Consider the following 18,818-nt stretch of genomic DNA (forward strand, 5'->3'; position numbering starts at 1 on the left):
TGAAGTAAGCATACTCCATCAGTCTTTCATTTTGCTTTTTGATCTCGCTGGTCCTTTCGTGTACCATTTCTTCGAGCTTGTCGTTGATGCTTGTTATTTTCTCATTGTAGGCATGCAGCTCTTCTGCCTGTGCTTTCAGCTCCTCTGATTGCTGTAGTATCTCATCCTGCTTCTCCTTAAGCTCAAAATTGAGCCGTTGCTTTACCCTTAAGTTTTTGTAAATGTATAAAGAGATCATGACCACCAGAATAAGCACTATAATTACGAAGGTGTTGATATACTTATGCTGTTCAATGATCGCCTCATCAATACGTGCCTGCTTTTCCAGCAACCTGTTTTCCAGCTCACGTTTTTCGGTTTCCAGCTTCACTTGTTCATTGGCCAGTTGTATGTACGATTCGGGGCTATAGATCCGGTTAATGACGTCTGTATATTTTCTTTGATAAACATATGCCATTTTATAGTCATTTAAAGCTTCATAGGCAGATGCAATTATTTTATGGATTTCGTCAAACTCCTCAGTAGTGTAGCCGATCCTGTCGGCAATTTCGATGGCTTTTGATCCCGTTTCAATGGCATTTCTATACTCGCCGAGCATAAGGTAAGCCTCTGCCAATGTGCTTAATGAAAGTACGAGACCGCGGGTGAAATTGAGTTCAGTATATAGTTTCAGGCCTTCTTTCGCTTCGCGCAGAGCTTCCTGATGTGAACCCATCAACAGGTGTGTCTGAGCCTTTCGGTTCATGATATATGCCGTAGTGTTTGACCGGGCAAGGTTGTGGGCCACAAGAAAGCGAAGGACCGAATCATATTTGCTGAGCGCCTGGGCATATTTTCCCTGCTCTTTATACACTGTTGCTATATTGATAAAAGGAGAGGTGTAACCGGAGGAGTCACTCATATGCACATATCTGGCAGACTGCTGATAGGCTTCAAGAGCCTTGTCGAAGTTTTTGGAGATCCTGTACACTTCACCGATCAGGTTCCAACCCCTGGCCAGGGCCTGATAATCTTTTTTGCCTTCATTGAGCACAAGGAACCGGCGGGCATAATTTAGTGCTTTGATGTAGTTGGCGCTTACATCAAGATGCTGGGCCGCGGCGGATAACATGGCTTGTCCTTCATAGAAGGTATTATTGTGTTTTCTGAAAATTTCGCTGGCTGTAGTAGTATGATTTTCAATATCATCAGGAGTCCTTGCAAATGTTATCAGCGCGTAGTTGCTCAGCCCGACCCCAAAGTCATACTTGTTTTTCTCAGAAAGGGCCAATGCCTCCATGGCGTATTGCCGGGCCTCATTCCGGGGAATAACTGAGGACTGAGACAAGGTTACCAGAATTCTGACTTTGGTAGTGTCATGCGTGGTCTCTTCAAGTTGTTGGAGTAAAACCTGATCATTTTGGTAAGCGAAAGCTTTTGAAAGACCAAAGGAACTGACAATCAGTATCTTTATAATTTGAATCCACCTTTGCATCGTATAATTAAGATAATATTAATTTATTTTGATTGCTAGTGAAAAGATGAATTCAGTTATCATCTGCCTGTTTCCTCAGGCTAGAGGTTACGCGCAGGATGAATTTGTTCGCTTAACCGGATGTTTTCTGCGAACAGGTTTGAGGTGTTTTCATCCATAATTATCTGTATTGCTTCTTTTAGTAGTACAAACTGTGCAATTTTTTGATCAGGGAAATATGCAAAGTCCCGGATGAACCGGTCACCCTTGCGCAGGTGTACCATTTCAGTATTATGGGTGCCAGGCTGCAGGAGCTGACCGCCGGATTTGATGATGAAAACATCAGGTTGTATCAGTAATTCATAATTGCTATGGTTCACAAGTTTTACTGCCAGTTTAAGGCTGTCGCCAATCTGGTAGGCCTGCAAATGCAGATTAACCCCGGCCAGTGATAGTTCGTGAACATCAGTATGGAGGAAAGAGGCCATTCCATTATTGATCTGGTAATTTCTTTGGACTACAGTGTCTATAGCTACATCATACAATGTCGCAGACTTTTCCATGCCATATTTGTCAAGGTACAGCTTGTATTCGGCCTCGTCTATCTCAAAATTTAGTGCCTGATTCAAAGGTGCAATTTCAAGCGAGTAGGAGGGGCACAAGTCACCTGAGAGGCCTGTTTCTTTATAAAACCATCTGTCGTTGACCAGATCAAAGAGGGCTATGAATGATGAATTACTGTTGGTGGAATTTGCAGGGACCATTTCTTTGACAGGGGCGCGACCTCCTTCGGAAGCGGTAATAGACAAGGCATCATGTGAAAATATGCTGATGTTTTCCTCTTCACCGGTATAGGTAAGGTAAACCAGCACTTTTCCTGATAAAGGGTTGGCAAAAAGGCTGGCATGCAGGTTATCGGGTAAAGATACTGCTTCATACTCAAGTGAGTAACCTGAAAATTCGGGATGTTCCTGTTGAAATGCCTGTCTTGAATCCATCTCTTCACCTGAATGCTGGCAGGCATAGAGAAGTGAAGTAGCCAGAAGAATAACTGTAATATAACGCATAGGCTAAAATAACAACCGCCCCGGTATTTTTTCAATCTGCATTGAAAAACCAGGGCAGTTATCGTACATTATGAAAAAACTATTATTTTGGTGACCAGATCGTGTAGCTGTTCGGAGGACACTGGATCTTTACCCACTTTCCGCTTTGTGTAGTAGGCTCCCAGCTTGAATTACCGGTGTAGTCCTTAATTACCGTGCTGCTCCAGTTCGTTTCCACCCATCTTTCTACCCAACTGTTCGAATCGTTGAGGTATACCACCAGGCCAGGCGAACCGTTACGACGGGCTACATACTCATCATTATCCGCATAAAGTATGGTAGTGGAGCCAACCGCCTTATTTCTATGGATCCAGATAAGGTTGTTCAATTTATTTTTGTCCAGCCATTCTTCGTAATCGCGATAGAAAATAGTCGGGTACCCTTCGTGGGTCATGATGTAAGCATAAGCGTGCATTTTATCCCAAATGATGTCCGTATCATGATTGGCCACAAAGGTCACTGCCTTCGCAGCGTCACGTTTCCAGAGCATGTCATCGTTCAGTTTATTAAGGTTGTTGCCATCAAACGCCTCATCCATTCTGTAGTAGCAGGCAAAGTCAAAGGCTGATGATGTTCTGTTGGTCGCATTGACCCAGTTTTGTAGTAGCTGGGCATTGCCATCCCAATATTCACCGACAGCGAAACCTCCGACATTGTTCATCCAGTCACGTACTACCCAGCCGCCAAAGCCTTTGACGTAGTCGAAACGGAAGCCATCGAAGCCCATGGTATTTTTATAATATTTGCCCACGCCGTCACTTCTTTTCCAGAGCCAGTCTTGTACATAAGGCACGGAGTGGCTCAGATCAGGGAAGCCACCAAATATACCTTCATCATTGCTGGCATAGCCGTTAGGGTGAAAATCATTATAACTCCTGTAGAATTTACCGGAAGCCGGGTTGAAGTCTGTGTAGGTGTTGGTGCCTGTATTAGGGTTGGCCTCCAGGTCGCCGCCACTGTTATGGTTGATCACAATATCGGCATACACATCTATATTATAATTATGTGCAGTAGATATCAGGCTTTGCAGTTCACTTTTGGAGCCGAACCGGGTCTCCACGGATCCATGCTGATTGTAATGGCCGAAGTCAAAATAATCTGCCGGATCGTATCCCATAGAGAACGGACCGTTCTGGGCTTTTGACACCGGGGGCAGCCAAATAGCCGAAATCCCCGCAGCATCCCAGGAGGCCAGCTTACTTTTCACCGTATTGTACCAGGTGCCGCCCGCAGGCACATCCCAGTAAAACGCCTGCATCAATACTCCGCCTCCCGGTCCCGGATTCTTCGCATGGGTGTCATCAGTTTTGGAACTTACAGGGTCGGGGGTGATTTGTTCTCCTTGTTTTTCTCTCTGTATCTCGGGTTCTGAACAGGAAAACAGCAAGGTGAGGGCACAGTAGTGCCAGTAGTTTTTAATAAACTTTTTCATAGGTATAAGGGTTTGGTTGAGTTTTAAAATTGCTAAAAAAGTGACGGTTTTTCTCCGAAGAGTAAGGTTAACTTACTAACTGTCAATGACAAGGATACCGCAATCGTTTGCAGTATTTTTGGGTGCCGTAAGCCTTGTAAGGTTTATATGGGAATTTCAAAAATTATGGAAAGGGAACAGTGGAAGTTGAGGTAATTAAGATAAAACTTTCTGAAACATAGTGTCGAATGGCTTGTTTTATCTTGTAATAAAGATGTGCAATTATATAAATAAATTATGCTTTTAAAAAATGAGAACCCGAATTGTCTATATAAATGGTTGATGTCTTTGGTGATGGTTGTTGTGCTTTACTCTACCTCGTTGGCTCAAAGTCCAACCCAAGTCAGGGACGACTTTTCCAAGGATGAACTGGAGTCTTTTGTGGATGCTTATGAAGAGGTACAGGTTATCCAGGAGGAGAGTGATAAGCAGGTGATGACTGCCATAGAAAGTGGTGACCTTACCATGGAAAGGTTCAACGAGATACTGGCGCAGCAGCAGGATCCTGGTAAAGTGTCTGATGCCTCTGCTGAGGAAATGGCGGCCTTTAACTCGGCTGCGCAAACCATTATCAAAGAGCGACAGAAAGTTGAAATGCAGATGGTTGATGCCATTGAAGAGGAGGGAATTGATATCAATACCTACCAGGAGATCATGATTGCTTACCAGCAAAGCCCTAAGGTTCAAAAGAAGATCAATAAGATACTTGAGCAGTAGTTGGTGGGGCAGGCCGGATTTCCAGGGAAATATTAGCTTCGATGAATCTGTGTTTGACCAAGACACCTGTTAATGGCAATCGGCAAAAGCAGTTGGCAAAACCAGATAATGAGGCAAACAACCTGTATTGTCGGCTTTAGCTTGTAAGAGGATTTATTAACAAAAAGGCCGTGCTAAATAATCTTAGCGCGGCCTTTTTCATATCTTTTATTGCTTAAGATCAATCCAGCGGAATAGTTTCCTGTTTGGATATCTCAATTAGTTTTTCATACTCGTCATTGCTCAGGTCTCGCTGGAAGAAGTTGATCGGGTTGATCGGTTTGTAATTATAAAGCACCTCGTAATGCAGGTGAGGGGCTTCCGAACGACCGGTGCTGCCTACATAACCAATTACCTGTCCTCTTTTTACTTCTTCTCCCTGATTAACAATATATTCTACAAGGTGTGCGTAGCGGGTTTGATATCCATATCCATGGTTAATGAAGATGACATTGCCATAGGTGGATGACCTGTAAGAGTTGGTAACCACGCCATCACCGGTTGCATATACCGGAGTACCGGTAGGGGCAGTAAAGTCAAGGCCGTCATGATCTCTCCATTGTTTTAATATAGGGTGGAAGCGTCTTCCGAAGGTGGTATGCAGTCTTGTGAGTTCTTTGTTGTTGATGGGCTGGATGGCTGGTCGGGAGGCCCACATTTTTTCTTTTTCGCTAAGCAGGCTGGAGATCTGGTCGTAGGATTTGCTTTGTATGTAAAGCCTTTTCTTCAGTTTATCCATTTTCTGGAAGGTTCCCACGATCATTTCCGATTGCTCCAGGTCTTCTTCCATTAGGCCTTCGTATTTATCGTGACCACCGACACCACCTTCTCTCACCGTCAGAGGAATAGGTTCTGTGTCCAGAATAACCCTATAGATTTTATCGTCCTTGAACTCAAGCTCTTCAGCATGGTTATATGCTTTTTGAAGTTCATCATTGAGCAGGTTCCATTCTACTTTTAGATCCTGATTCCTGGACAGTAATGTAGACTCTTTAATGGGGGTGAAGTTAGTCCTATATAAATAGATCAGCCCTGATGCAAGTACTATTGATACACTGAGAAACCCCATGATATTCATAAATACAGCCTTTTTTGAAGCTTTTATCGGCTCGTATTTGCAGGTTTCAGTGTTATAATAATATCGTATTTTAGCCATCTGTTAAAAAATGTTCTCAAATAGTTTAAAAAGTATCAGTCAAAAGACTGATTCTCATGTGACGCCAAAGTTAAAAGTTTTTCGTATTCTTCGTCATTAAGCCCTTGTATAAGGAAGTTGACAGGATCAATTTTTTGGTTATCTTTTATAATTTCGTAGTGAACATGCGGTGCCGCAGAACCTCCGGTGCTCGATACGTAGGCAATAACATCACCTCGTTTTACACGATCTCCGGGTTTTACCTTTATTTCTCCCAGGTGCGCATACTTGGTTACGTAGCCAAAGCCATGATCGATTTCTATGTAGTTTCCGTAACCGGTTTGCAATTCACTGTTATCTTTTACAAATTTTACTTCCCCATTTCCGGTGGCAAATACTTCTGAGCCTCGCGGAGCGGCAAAGTCAATCCCTCCATGCATTACGCGGCCTTTGTGAAAAGGGTTGATCCTCATACCAAAACCCGAGGCAAGTTTTGTTAATTCAGGGTTTTCTACAGGCTGGATAGAGGGTAGGGAAGAAAGCATGGCATTATTGTCGCGTGCCAATTGCATAATTTCGTCAAAAGATTGGTTTTGTATTCGTGCCTTCCTTTTGATCTTATCGATTTTTTTAAAGGTACTAAGAACCAGTTTCTTATCGTAAAGGCCTTTTTCCATTATACGCTTGTACTCTTCGGCACCGCCATGGCCGGCTTCGCGGATGGTAGGGCCCAGAGGCTCAGCTTCATAGATCTTTCGGTATATATTGTTGTCCCTTTCCTCCAGTGCGGCGATCACTTCATTGACTTCCTCCATCTCTTCCTGTAAATCCTCATAGTAAGTCTGGAGTTCCTTGTTTTCTTTTTTTAGCTTGCTTTCAGCGGGGGAGTCAAAGTACGTATTATATACAAGTACAAAAGCAATTGCCATAACCAGGGCTACTGAAAAGAACCCTAAAACATTTATTACTACATCAGAGTAGGTGACCTTTGCCCTTTCGTAGCGGCAGGTCTCGGTATCATAGTAATATTTTATTCTGGCCATTAATGTTCTATGCTAAAAACTTCTATTTTTGTCTCTCTCTATTAAAAAGAGGCAATTTATTTGTCAGTTAACACGAGGTTTAAAGCTTTAGTTTAACTGCAATATATTAATTTTCTTTAAAAAAAAGTCTTCGGGCGCAAAATTATCAATTTTTTTGACAATAAATGGATTCTAAGTTAGTAAGGCGAAAATTTCTTGAGTTTTTTGAAAGCAAGCAGCACCAGATAGTTGATTCTGCTCCTTTGGTGAATAAAGATGATCCTACATTGATGTTTACCAATGCAGGAATGAACCAGTTCAAAGACTACTTTTTAGGTAATAAAAGGCCACAATATAATCGCGTAGCAGATACTCAGAAGTGTCTGAGAGTATCAGGTAAGCACAATGACCTTGAAGAAGTAGGGCTGGACACCTACCATCACACCATGTTTGAGATGCTGGGCAACTGGTCTTTTGGTGATTATTTCAAAAAAGAAGCTATTGCCTGGGCGTGGGAGTTGCTTACCGAAGTGTATGGCCTGCCCAAAGACAGGTTATATGTGTCGGTATTTGGTGGTGATGAAGGCGATAAACTTGATGTGGACCAGGAAGCCTATGACTATTGGAAGGAGATCATTGCCGAAGACAGAATACTTTACGGCTCGAAAAAAGATAATTTCTGGGAAATGGGCGACACGGGACCTTGCGGGCCCTGCTCTGAAATACACATTGACCTCAGAAAGCCTGAAGAAATAGAGAAGATACCGGGAAAAGATCTCGTTAATCAGGACCACCCCCAGGTGGTTGAAATCTGGAACCTGGTATTCATGGAATTTAACCGTTTGGCTTCCGGAGAGTTGAAAAACCTTCCTGCAAAGCATGTAGATACCGGAATGGGTTTTGAGAGGCTTTGTATGGCCATACAAAACACATCTTCAAATTATGATACGGATGTATTTACACCACTAATCAACTTTTTGGCTGAGAAGGCAGGTGTGAAGTACGGTACAGATAATCAAACAGATATTGCCATCCGGGTAATTTCGGATCACGTAAGGGCTATTGCTTTTGCCATTACTGACGGCCAACTGCCTTCCAATACAGGGGCTGGCTATGTGATCAGAAGAATATTAAGAAGGGCTGTACGTTATGGATTCACCTTCCTTGATTTCAAAAAGCCTTTTATATATGAGTTGGTGCCAATCCTGGTAGATCAGTTTGAAGAGGTCTTCCCTGAACTCAAAGCGCAGAAAGATTTTGTGATGAAAGTGATAGAGCAGGAGGAAGCATCTTTCTTGAGGACTTTGGAGAACGGTCTTAAAAAAATTGACTCTGTGAAATCAGAGATGGCTTCAAAAGGGGAGAAAGTTATTGATGGAAAGCTTGCTTTTGAGCTTTACGATACCTTTGGTTTCCCTCTTGACCTGACTTCACTCATTGCCCGGGAAAATAGCCTTTCGGTTGATTCCGAAGGTTTTGATACCGAAATGCAAAAGCAAAAAGCCCGCTCAAAGGCTGATGCCGCCAAAGAAACCGGTGACTGGAATATCGTTGGTGATCAGGAAAGTGTGGAGTTTGTAGGCTATGAACATCTGGTGGCCGAAGCGAAGCTGGTTAAATACCGTACCATCAAGCAAAAAGGGAAGGAGATCTTCCAGGTTGTACTGGACAGGACGCCATTTTACGCTGAAAGCGGAGGGCAGGTAGGAGACCAGGGATACCTCGAAGGAAACGGAGAGAAGATCAGTGTGTTGGATACCAAGAAAGAAAATGACCTGATCGTTCATTTTACGGACAAGCTTCCGTCTAACCTGGAAGGTACATATAAAGCAGTGGTAAGTGAGAAAAAGCGAAAGCTCACCATGAGCAACCACAGTGCCACACACCTGTTACACGCTGCATTAAGAACTGTGCTTGGTGAGCACGTAGAGCAGAAAGGGTCGTTAGTCAATGATAAGGTGCTGAGGTTTGACTTCTCCCACTTCCAAAAAATGACTGAAGATGAGATCGCAAAGGTAGAACATATCGTGAATGAGAAGATCAGGGAGAATATTCCTTTGAATGAGAAACGTAACGTTCCCCTTGAGGAAGCCAAGAAAATGGGAGCCATGGCTCTTTTTGGAGAGAAATACGGTGAATTTGTTCGCGTGATCACCTTTGATCAGGATTACTCTGTGGAGTTATGTGGTGGTACACACGTTACCGCTACCGGTAATATTGGCTTCTTCAAAATTGTATCTGAAAGTTCTATAGCCGCCGGTGTAAGAAGGATTGAAGCGATCACTTCGGAAGCGGCTGAGAAATATATTGATGAGCAGTTTGCTTTGGTGAATGAACTAAAAGAATTGCTTAAAAATCCGAAGGACCTCAAAGCTGCCGTGCATAGCCTTGTAGAGCAGAAAGGGAAACTGGAAAAAGACATAGAAAAGCTGCATGCAGGTCAGGCGCAGGGTATTAAAAAGGAGTTGCTAGGAAAGGTGAAAGAGGTTAACGGTGCCAATGTAATTATTGAAAAGATAACGGTACCGGCCGGAGATGCCTTGAAAAACTTGTCTTTCGAACTTAAAAATGAGGTGGAGAACCTGTTTATGGTTCTGGCTGCGGAAGTAGACGGTAAACCTCAGATTGCTGTGGTCATTGGTGATAGTTTGCTTAAGGAAAAAGACCTGAATGCAGGGGCCATTGTCAGAGAGCTTGCCAAAGAGATCAAAGGCGGAGGTGGCGGTCAGCCATTTTTCGCCACGGCAGGTGGTAAAGATATCAATGGACTTGATAAGGTTTTGGAGAAAGCCAGGACTATCATTTAATTTGGAGTAATGGATAAATCGATCAGAGATAAATACACGGCAGTAATAGGGCTTGAAGTGCATGCGCAGTTACTGACCAAAACCAAAATATACAATTCCGATTCGGCGGAGTATGGCAGTTTGCCCAATACCAATGTCAGTGTTATCACACTCGGGCATCCGGGCACTTTACCTAAATTGAATAAAAAGGTGGTAGAGTATGCCATTAAAATGGGATTGGCCTGTAATTGTGATATCAGCCGTGTACAAATATTTGATCGTAAAAACTACTTTTATCCCGACTTGCCAAAGGGCTATCAGCTTACCCAGGACCGAACTCCCATCTGTATGAAGGGGTTTGTCAGAGTCTCACCCAGAAACGGTGAGCCCCGGGATATACATCTTAACAGGATTCATATCGAGGAAGATGCAGGAAAGTCAATTCACCTTGAAGGAGAGGCCGATACCTTGGTTGATTTCAACAGGGCAGGAGTGCCCCTGATCGAAATTGTGACCGAACCGGATATAAGGACTTCGGATGAGGCCTATTCGTTCTTGACAGAAGTAAGAAGGCTGGTGCGTTACCTGGATATTTGTGACGGCAACATGGAGGAAGGATCGCTGCGTTGTGATGCCAACATTTCCATCATGCCTAAGGGGTCTAAAACTTTTGGTAAGAAGGTCGAGGTAAAAAACATGAACTCGATCAGGAATGTACAGCGTGCCATAGACCATGAAATAGAAAGGCAGATATTAGCCGTAGAGAGAGGCGAAGAGATATTCTCGGAAACAAGAACATTTGATGCCAATACAGGCACCACTTCCGGCATGCGGACGAAGGAGGAATTGAACGATTACCGGTATTTCCCGGATCCGGACCTTAGCCCTTTGCATGTAACGGAGGAGTGGCTAAAGTCCATAGAGGAAAACATGCCGAGTCTGCCGCATGAGCTTTTCAATAAGTATGTGAAGGAGTTTAACCTTCCTGAATATGATGCCCTTGTACTTACCGATACCAAAGAGATAGCCCTCTACTTTGAGGACCTCTGTGCTAAGACTACCAATTTCAAGGCGGCTTCTAACTGGGTAATGGGACCGGTAAAATCATATCTGAATGATCAAAACCTGCAAATTGATGACCTGCCACTGCCCACTGACCGACTGGCTGAACTGATCCGGTTGGTAGATGATAATAAAGTAAGTTTTTCTGTGGCCTCTCAAAAGGTGTTTCCGGAGATGGTAAAGTTAAAAGGTAGCAAAACGGCCCTGGAGACTGCGGAAGCTCTTAACCTCGTACAGGATAGTAACAGCGACGCTATAAGTATATTGGTAGACGAGATCGTTGCTGAATTCCCGGACAAAGCGGCTGCTTATAAAAAAGGTCACAAAGGATTGTTGGGCATGTTTATGGGAGAGGTGATGAAGCGGAGCAATGGGAAAATTGACCCCAAAATGGCTAATGAACTGTTGAGAAGCAAATTAAGTTAATAAAGGCAAAAATATGTATATGAACTTTTTAAGAATAGTATTGATATCTGTAGTTTCTTTTTGGGCTTGTTCATCCAATCCTGCATCAGAGCAAAGCAGTGAGGACATGATCACCCTTTCAGGAACTGTTGGCTACCCTCAGAGCGGACTGATCATCCTTGAAAAATTTAATGGAAATGTTCCGGTGCCGCACGACACTCTTGCTTTAAACGAAAAGGACTACACTTACAGTGAGCAGGTAAAGGTAGAAAACCCCGGATATTACCGCCTTAACTTTTACGGAAAGCAATTTGTGCCTTTGATTCTTGACAAAGATGATGTAGTGGTCAATGTAGACGGCAACAGCCAGCAGGGATTTTATGAAGTGAAAGGATCAAGAGATCATGATTTCATCAATGAGGTGCAGGAAATGGCCAAGAAATTCCAGTCTTCCGAAGGCGTACAAAGCATTAACCAGAGATTCAAAGATGCCAGCCAGACCGGTGATGAATCGGCAATGAATGCATTAAGGGAAGAGTACCTGGTACTTGACGCACAACTCAAAGAGGATTTGAAAGCGAAAATAGACTCGCTTGGAGCATCTCTCGGAGTAGTGGAGATTTTGAAATCAGGCCGTTACCTGGATAAGGACGAGCATCATGATTTCTTTGTGAAATATGCTGACCTGCTTGAAAAGGAAATGCCTGATTCTCCAATTGCACAGGAGTTTATTCAGGAAGTAGAGCAAAGCAAAAAGCTGGCTATAGGCCAGGTTGCCCCTGACATTGCCTTGCCTAATCCTGATGGTGAAATTGTAAAGCTTTCTTCATTACGTGGCAACTATGTACTGGTGGATTTCTGGGCAAAATGGTGTAAGCCATGCCGTATGGAAAATCCTAATGTGGTGAGGATGTACAACAAATACAATGATAAGGGCTTTGAGGTTTATGGTGTATCTCTGGACAGAAAGCGTGAGGACTGGCTTGAGGCTATCGAGCAGGACCAACTGCACTGGACGCAGGTGTCTGACCTCAAATTCTGGAACTCCGAGGCAGCAAGGCTGTATAATGTGAATTCAATACCTTTTGCCCTTTTACTTGATCCTGAAGGAAAAATCATAGGCAAAAACCTTCGGGGACAGGCACTGGAAAACAAGCTGGAAGAAATATTCAGCGCAAAGGCTGAATAAAAACCGCCTGATCACAAGTCAGGAACTCCATCCGCTTTAAGTGAAATTATTACGGGCCGGTGATCGGAAACATGATCTTCATAAACACCGATACACTGGTCCAAAGCTACCGTTTTGGTGGTAATGTGATTATCAGCCAACTCATTGCTAATAAGAATGTGGTCGATATGTGCCGGCCAGGAAGGATAGCTCCAGTGTTCTTTGCCCTTCAGGCTTATCTCCCTATCTGCAAAGGTATAATTGGCTTCATCCTTAATAAAGTTGGCAAAAGGAGTGTCATTTGATATTTCATCATTGAAATCACCGAGTACAATTACATTTTGACGGCTGAGGGAGTCATCAACATACTGTTTTAGCATCATACTCGCTTTTTCCCTTCTAACCTTGCCATCATCACAGCATTTGAGATGAATATTGATCAGGGTCACTTTCAGGCCATTTTTGTGTTGTACGGTTAGTAGTATTGGCTGACGTGGGAACTCGTACCGGTTTTCAGGGAAAATACTCCTTGAGGCACTTACAGCAATAATTTCTGATGTGTTGTACAAAAAGCCCGTTTCTATACCACCGCGAACGTCCTGGTAAACGCCTTTCCATCCATCGATTTCATCTGCCAGCTTCATGAAATCTTCAGGAGAATCTATTTCCTGTACAGCAATAACATCAGCATTGGAAGCTTTGATGATGCTGCTTACCAGGCAAAAAGTAGTGCTGTCTTTTGGGAAATGCTCAATATTCCAGGTCATGACCTCTAAAGTTTCCGGAGAGCGACGGCTTATACAAGGAGATAGCACATCAGATAAGGGAGCACAAGCTGTGTCATTGTCACTCGATACCGGTAACTGGCGATTGCTGCACCATGTTGAAATGATGGCAACCAACAAAAGCAGGGTCTGTCTCATAAGCAATTTTAATGAGCGGCAAATCTAAACAAACAACTTTTACGACCCAGCTTTATCCGATTTATTTCATGAGCAGCGTACCGCTCAGGTATTTGAGTTCTATTTCGGCCTGTTTGGCGGCAAAGGCGGCATTTTGATATCGTATTTCAGCATTGATCAGGTTGATCTGGGACTCACGCAGTTCCAGGGCATTAGACAGGCCAATCTGGTACCTTTCCTGAGCTATTTCGTTGTTTTCTTTGGCCACGCTGAGGTTTTCCTTTTCCAGCTTTAGCAGGTCAAGGTTATTCCGGTAGTTGATATACCTCGTTTTAATATCTGTGGTGAAAGCCAGCAACTGGTCTTTGTACTGATACTGGGCTGTTTCGTACTGGATTTTGGCATTGGATAACCTTCGGTTGACATTGAACCCGTCGAAAAGGGTCCAACGGGCGGTAACACCATAGGTAATGTCATCAGAATTTCCACTTAAAACGAACCCGGCCGGTGTTTCAAAGCTGGAATGCGTATAGTCTGCAAAAAGACCGACCTCAGGCAGCCGGTCGCCTTCCACTATTTTTTTATCATTCAGGGCAATGACCTGGTCCCTTTTCAAAGCCAATAGCTGGGCATTTTGTGATTCTAACCGGTCCAGTAGTTCACTTAACGCGATATCAGGATCATTTTCTATTTCATAGTTAATGATAAAGTTAAGCGAGTCCTGGTCAATCGCCATTAACTGCATGAGCTCAAACTTTCTGACTGCAAGCAATTCCAGTTGTTTGATCATAGACGATTTGTCCGCATTCAGGTCAACCTGCGCCTGAAGAAATTCTATTTTAGAAGCTTTGCCCAGTTCATACTTATCCTTAGACACTTTCAGTCTTTCTTCGGATAACCCTACATTGCTTTCAAACAGCAGCAGTCGTTCCTTTTCCAGGGCGGCGCTGTAGAAAGCGGCAGTCACATTATAAACCAGAAGCTCAATTTGTGCCCTTGTCTGGTCTTCACTTTGTTTGTTCAGGGCTTCCAACTGGTCATAAGTGGTGAACATTTTTAAGCCGTCAAAAATGGTCCAGTTGAGTGTAGCGCCATAAGTCTCGCGCTGGCTTTTTGCCCCACTGTCACTGACATCACCTGTTGCCCTTTGCTGTTCAAAGCTCTGTACGCCATAGTCACGATTGTAGTTGGCGGTAACCGTTGGGAGGAAACCTGCATTACCGAGGGTATGGTTATTTTGAGCTATCTCTTCGTTATTCCGCGCTATTTTTATGGAATAGTTGTTTTCCAGGGCTGTCTCTATGGCTTTTTCCAGTGTCAGCTCTTCCTGGGCCATCATTGGTGTAGCCCATAAAACAATAAAGGTAATGACCAGAGCCAATCTCATCATAATCTTGCTAATCTTTTGTGTTTGCTGGTGATGTAAGTGTATACCGCGGGTATAACAAATAAGGTCAGAATGGTAGCGAACAGCATACCGCCAATAACTGCAATACCCATCGAAACGCGGCTTTCGGAGCCTGCTCCCAAGGCCAGGGCAATAGGCAAAATACCCAGGATTGTTGATAAACTGGTCATCAATATAGGCCTGAAACGAGCTTTGGCGGCTCCAATGATGGCTTCTTTAATGTCCATGTCGTGCGCTTTCCTCTGGTTAGCAAACTCAACGATCAGAATACCGTTTTTCGTCACCAGGCCGATAAGCATGATGATACCGATCTGGCTGAATATATTGAGCGTTTCCCCAAAGAACCAAAGGGATAAAAGCGTACCGGCAAGGGCGAGTGGCACGGTAAACATGATGATCAGAGGATCCCTGAAACTTTCAAATTGAGCGGCCAGCACCAGATAAATCAGTATGAGGGCGAAGCCAAAGGCAAAATACAGGTTATTGGCACTCTCCTGGTACTCCAGCGAGCTTCCGGCGAGGGCAGTACTAAAGGACCCGTCCAGTACCTCTGCCGCTATCCTGTCCATTTCATCCAGACCGGCACCCAAAGTGTAGCCGGGGGCAAGGCTGGCAGAGAATGTGGCCGAAGCAAACCTGTTGTAACGGAAAAGCTGGGGAGGTGTACTCTTCTCTTCAAGGGTTACCAGATTATCCATTTGCACGATTTCCCCTTCATCATTTTTGACATAAATAGAGCGTAAGTCGAGAGGATCGTTACGGTTTTCCCTTTCTACCTGACCGATAATGTAGTACTGTTTGCCATCTTTCACAAAATAACCGAACCTCTGACCGCTTAGGGTCAATTGCAGGGTCTGGGCCACGTTGCGCACGGATACACCCAAGTCCCTGGCCTTGTCACGGTTGATGGTAACGTTGAGTTCAGGCTTGTTAAATTTCAGGTCGAGGTCCACGAAGTCAAAAATCGAGCTTGCCTGTGCTTTTTCCTGAAACTCAGGAAGTACGTTCTTCAATTGCTCCAGGTTTGGCGCCTGGATAACGAATTGTACAGGAAGGCCACCGCGCCTGTCTCCAATGGTTTGAGGCTGGGTCACAAAGGCTCGGGCACGAGTATTTTTTGCAATTTTTGGTTTCAGTGCATCTACTATTTCACTTTGGCTGCGCTCCCTCTTTTCGGCATCTTTCAGCTTTACGATCACAAAAGCGGAGTTTACAGATGAAGACGCACCAAAACCCGGAGAAGTAATAGAAATAATGGATTCATTTTCAGGGACTTCTTCCTGGGTCATGTCTATCATTTGGTCTACATAGAAGTCCATATACTCAAAGGTTGCACCTTCCGGACCGGTAGCAATTACCCTGAAAGTACCTCTGTCCTCCAGCGGAGCCAGCTCGTCTGGCAATTGTTTGATAAGGGCATATATGGCAAAGCCGGAAATGATTACAATAACAAAGGCTACCCAGCGGTGCTTCATGAAAGAGTCCAGGGCATTGCCGTAGACATTGTTAAGCTTAACAAAGAAGGGCTCGGTTTTTCTGTAAAGCCAGTTGTGCCTTTCGCGCCTTTTGAGCAATTTGGAAGAGAGCATAGGCGTAAGCGTAAGTGCCACAAAGCTGGAAATGATCACCGATCCAGCCACCACAAGGCCGAATTCGCGGAAAAGACGTCCGGTAATACCCTGCAGGAAGATGATAGGAAAGAAAACTGCTGATAAGGCCACCGTTGTGGATATTACTGCAAAGAATATCTCTTCCGTACCTCTTTTACCGGCTTGCATCGGCTCTTCGCCACCTTCAATTTTCGAATAGATGTTTTCGAGTACTACAATGGCATCATCCACTACCAGACCAATGGCCAGCACAATACCCAGCATGGTGAGTACATTGATGGAGAAGTTGAACAGGTACATTAAGAAGAATGCACCGATCAAAGCAATAGGTACGGTAATAACAGGAATAAATGTGGTGCGCCAGTCGCGAAGGAATATAAAGATAATGAGCACCACCAGGAAGAAGGCGAGGTAGATGGTCTGCTCTACTTCATTGATGGAGTCCTGTATATATTCAGTGTTATCAAATGCCACGGAGACATCAATATCGTCAGGCAGGTTCTTTTTTATGCCTTCCAGACGTTTATAAAAGTCTTCGGCAATACTAAGGTTATTGGTGCCCGGTTGGGGGACAATGGCTGTCATCACCATAGGGATACCGTCATTTTTTAGCACCGTACGATCATTTTCAGGGAAGAATTCTGCCCGGCCTACATCCCTGAACCGGATGATCGCCTCTTCATCTTCACGGATGATGAGGTTGTTGTATTGTTCAGGTGTATTAAGCCGTCCAAGCGTCCTTACGGTCAGCTCTGTGGCAGAGCCTTCGATCCTTCCTGACGGTAGTTCCAGGTTCTGGGCATTAACGGCTTCGTAAACGTCCAGCGGGGTCACCTGATAGGCTGCCAGCTTTTCGGGATCCATCCATAACCTGATGGAGTATCTTTTTTCGCCCCAAACCCTTACTTCACTTACCCCTTCAATGGTCTGGAAATTTTCTTTAAAGGTGTTGTCAGCTATTTCCGACATTTCAAGCAGGTTCCTTTTTTTACTAAAGATCCTGAGTGCAATAATAGGAGAGGAGTCTGCATCTGCCTTGGAAACAATAGGAGGGTCTGCATCAGGCGGCAGGTTCCGTACGGCACGCGAAACCTTGTCGCGCACGTCATTGGCTGCAGCTTCCAGGTCAGTGTCGAGTCCGAACTCCACACGAATGGTACTGCGGCCTTCACGGGAAACGGAACTTAAAGTTTTGATCCCTTCAATACCGTTAATGGACTCTTCGAGTGGCTCCGTTATCTGTGTTTCGATCACGTCGGAGTTTGCCCCGGCATAGCTGGTTGAAACGGTAATAATAGGAGGGTCAACGCTGGGATATTCCCTTACACCTAGGAAATTAAAACCCACCAGACCAAACAGTATAATGGTTATTGACATTACAATAGCCAATACCGGTCTGTCAATACTAATACTGGATAGACTACTCATTGTCTTGAATTTCTATGTCAACAGAAGTGCCCTGCCTGAGCTGGAGTGTACCGGAAGTGATTACTGTATCTCCCGGGTTTAAACCTGACGTTACCTGGATCTGGTCTGCAGTTCGGATGCCCGTTTCGATGGGTTTAGACTGGGCCACGCCGTTTTGATAAACAAAAACCTTTTTACCATTAAGTTCCGGGATTACCGCCTCAGTCGGGATCATTATAGCACTTTCATAGCTATTGAGGGTAAGCTGGATTTTAGCAAATTGCCCTGGTAGCAGCTTATTTTCTTCGTTTCCACTGGTAGCCCTGATTCTCAAGCTCCGTGTTTTTGGGTCGATCTGAGGCTCTATGGCATAGATCTCACCGGTAAATGTCTCTTCATTGGCATCAGTGGTAAAAGTAATTTTATCTCCGGCATTTACCTGCGAGGAGTATTTGCCAGGAACTGAAAACTCTATTTTGATTGGGTTGATGCTATATAGAGTGGCTATATTGTCGGAAGGGTTGAGGTAACTCCCCACACTTACGGAGCGCAAGCCAATGACACCACTGAAAGGAGCACGGATCTGGTGCTTGTCCAGCCTTACCTGTCTTACTTTGATATCAGAGCGGGTGGTATTCAAAGTAGTAAGGGCGGTTTCGTATTCTTCCTGACTTATGGCCTCTCTCTGGAGAAGCTGTTTCTGACGGTATTCAATGTCTTCGTTGAGCCTTCTTGTAAATTGAAGTTTTTCAATTTCCGCTCTTACCTCGTCATCATTCAACTGTACCAGTAGCTGTCCTTTCTTTACCCGCTCGCCTTCTTTAAAATATATCTTTTCAACAACTCCGGCAACCTCAGAACGTAACGTCACAGATTCATTGGCCATTAAAGACCCTGTAGACCTCAGGTTATTGTCCAGGTTTGAGGCATTGGCAACTACGGCTGTTACCGGTAGTTTATCTGATTGTGGGGAAGTTGGCTCGGCACTCTCTGCAGCATTTTCATCGCCAAAGTCCAACTGAGGGTAAATAATAAACCCAATTGCAGCTAAGACGATGACTATGATCAGGATTTTCTTTACTGTTGAATTCATAACTTGTAATTATCCTGCAAAGTAATGTTTAAAC

13 protein-coding genes are annotated in these 18,818 nt (G+C 44.2%); 4 read left to right on the forward strand and 9 right to left on the reverse strand.

Going from position 1 to position 18,818, the window contains the following annotated elements; translation table 11 throughout:
• The 3 genes from E1163_RS23880 to E1163_RS23890 form a co-directional block, all read right to left on the reverse strand.
• A partial coding sequence (locus E1163_RS23880) for a tetratricopeptide repeat protein (protein WP_155175082.1) occupies positions 1-1,474 on the reverse strand: 1,474 nt, incomplete at its 3' end.
• Positions 1,475-1,554: 80 nt separating this feature from the next.
• On the reverse strand, positions 1,555-2,520 hold the full coding sequence (locus tag E1163_RS23885; protein ID WP_155175084.1) for a hypothetical protein: 966 nt from the start codon (positions 2,518-2,520) through the stop codon (positions 1,555-1,557).
• 82 nt (positions 2,521-2,602) lie between these two features.
• Positions 2,603-3,991, reverse strand: a complete 1,389-nt coding sequence (locus E1163_RS23890) for an alpha-amylase (RefSeq protein ID WP_155175086.1) — start codon at positions 3,989-3,991, stop codon at positions 2,603-2,605.
• A gap of 276 nt (positions 3,992-4,267) precedes the next feature.
• On the opposite strand from E1163_RS23890, the gene E1163_RS23895 reads away from it, so the two are divergent.
• Positions 4,268-4,747: a DUF4168 domain-containing protein gene (locus E1163_RS23895; protein WP_155175088.1), complete on the forward strand. Its 480-nt coding sequence runs from the start codon at positions 4,268-4,270 to the stop codon at positions 4,745-4,747.
• A 220-nt stretch (positions 4,748-4,967) separates the two neighbouring features.
• Here the strand turns inward: E1163_RS23895 and E1163_RS23900 are convergent, their stop codons facing one another.
• Together E1163_RS23900 and E1163_RS23905 are read right to left on the reverse strand one after the other, a co-directional pair.
• Positions 4,968-5,942 (reverse strand): M23 family metallopeptidase, encoded by a 975-nt coding sequence (locus E1163_RS23900; protein WP_155175090.1) that lies wholly within the window; start codon positions 5,940-5,942, stop codon positions 4,968-4,970.
• 35 nt (positions 5,943-5,977) lie between these two features.
• Positions 5,978-6,964 carry a M23 family metallopeptidase gene (locus E1163_RS23905; RefSeq protein WP_155175092.1) on the reverse strand — a complete coding sequence of 329 codons (987 nt, stop codon included), beginning with the start codon at positions 6,962-6,964 and terminating at the stop codon, positions 5,978-5,980.
• A gap of 164 nt (positions 6,965-7,128) precedes the next feature.
• Between E1163_RS23905 and alaS the strand changes: the two genes are divergently transcribed.
• From alaS to E1163_RS23920, 3 genes are read left to right on the forward strand one after another with little or no spacing between them, the layout of a single operon-like run.
• Positions 7,129-9,750 carry an alanine--tRNA ligase gene (gene alaS / locus E1163_RS23910; protein ID WP_155175094.1) on the forward strand — a complete coding sequence of 874 codons (2,622 nt, stop codon included), beginning with the start codon at positions 7,129-7,131 and terminating at the stop codon, positions 9,748-9,750.
• A 9-nt stretch (positions 9,751-9,759) separates the two neighbouring features.
• A complete protein-coding gene (gatB, locus tag E1163_RS23915) occupies positions 9,760-11,217 on the forward strand; it encodes an Asp-tRNA(Asn)/Glu-tRNA(Gln) amidotransferase subunit GatB (protein WP_155175096.1) in 1,458 nt (485 codons plus the stop codon).
• A gap of 19 nt (positions 11,218-11,236) precedes the next feature.
• Complete coding sequence (locus E1163_RS23920) at positions 11,237-12,385, forward strand: peroxiredoxin family protein (RefSeq protein WP_185156190.1); 1,149 nt, start codon at positions 11,237-11,239, stop codon at positions 12,383-12,385.
• An 11-nt stretch (positions 12,386-12,396) separates the two neighbouring features.
• On the opposite strand, the gene E1163_RS23925 is transcribed toward E1163_RS23920, so the two are convergent.
• From E1163_RS23925 to E1163_RS23940, 4 genes are all read right to left on the reverse strand, one after another.
• Complete coding sequence (locus E1163_RS23925; RefSeq protein WP_155175100.1) at positions 12,397-13,287, reverse strand: endonuclease/exonuclease/phosphatase family protein; 891 nt, start codon at positions 13,285-13,287, stop codon at positions 12,397-12,399.
• Positions 13,288-13,348: 61 nt separating this feature from the next.
• Complete coding sequence (locus E1163_RS23930; RefSeq protein ID WP_155175102.1) at positions 13,349-14,656, reverse strand: TolC family protein; 1,308 nt, start codon at positions 14,654-14,656, stop codon at positions 13,349-13,351.
• Positions 14,653-17,712 carry an efflux RND transporter permease subunit gene (locus E1163_RS23935; RefSeq protein ID WP_155175104.1) on the reverse strand — a complete coding sequence of 1,020 codons (3,060 nt, stop codon included), beginning with the start codon at positions 17,710-17,712 and terminating at the stop codon, positions 14,653-14,655. The genes E1163_RS23930 and E1163_RS23935 overlap by 4 nt, the downstream gene beginning before the upstream one ends.
• Complete coding sequence (locus E1163_RS23940; RefSeq protein WP_155175106.1) at positions 17,705-18,784, reverse strand: efflux RND transporter periplasmic adaptor subunit; 1,080 nt, start codon at positions 18,782-18,784, stop codon at positions 17,705-17,707. The genes E1163_RS23935 and E1163_RS23940 overlap by 8 nt, the downstream gene beginning before the upstream one ends.
• Positions 18,785-18,818: the final 34 nt, after the last annotated feature.

This window comes from Fulvivirga kasyanovii (genome assembly GCF_009711405.1).
GTDB lineage: Bacteria > Bacteroidota > Bacteroidia > Cytophagales > Cyclobacteriaceae > Fulvivirga > Fulvivirga kasyanovii.